General features: G+C 70.3%; 1 protein-coding gene. It reads right to left on the bottom strand.

What is annotated here, in order from left to right:
• A partial coding sequence (locus tag TN53_RS41715; protein WP_046264113.1) for an S-adenosylmethionine synthetase N-terminal domain-containing protein occupies window positions 1-285 on the bottom strand: 285 nt, incomplete at its 3' end.
• Window positions 286-622 lie beyond the last annotated feature (337 nt).

Genomic DNA, 622 nt, shown 5'->3' with positions numbered 1-622 from the left:
GGACACCGAGACACCGCAGGAGGCGCCGTCGAAGCCCTTGGCCGAGGAGTCGTAGCCGATGTCGAGGATGGCGTCGCGCACGAGTTGGGCGATCGGGGCGTAGGCCGTGGTGGTGACCTCACCGGCGATGTGCACCTGACCGGTGGTGATCAGGGTCTCCACCGCGACGCGCGAGGTGGGGTCCTGGCTCAGCAGCGCATCGAGGATGGTGTCGCTGATCCGATCGGCGATCTTGTCGGGGTGACCCTCGGTCACGGATTCCGAGGTGAACAGACGACGGGACATGGCTCTCCTGATGGTTGCGGCCCAAAGCACGAAGGGCGTCAGAGACCGGGCGAGGTCACCCGTGACACAGCCCAAGATGTACGACCTCGAACGAGGAGCACTCGAAGAGCGGCGGAACCCCAGCGGAGAGGACCGCCGCGACGGCGGTGTGGCCGTCCCGCCCGTGGTACGTCGGTGCCGTGGCCCCGGATCCGTTGTCGGGGCCACGGCCTCAGGTATCCGCCGTGGTGGCGTCCTCGAGAGCTCGCGCGAGATCGCCGGCCCGTTCCTCCTCGTCCGCGCACGCACCGGCGAGCACCACGCGCGGCGGGGGGCCCCCCCCCCCCCCCGTACCCCG

This window comes from Streptomyces sp. WM6386, assembly GCF_000972385.1.
Taxonomy (GTDB): domain Bacteria; phylum Actinomycetota; class Actinomycetes; order Streptomycetales; family Streptomycetaceae; genus Streptomyces.
This window is presented reverse-complemented; position numbering and strand designations above follow the sequence as displayed.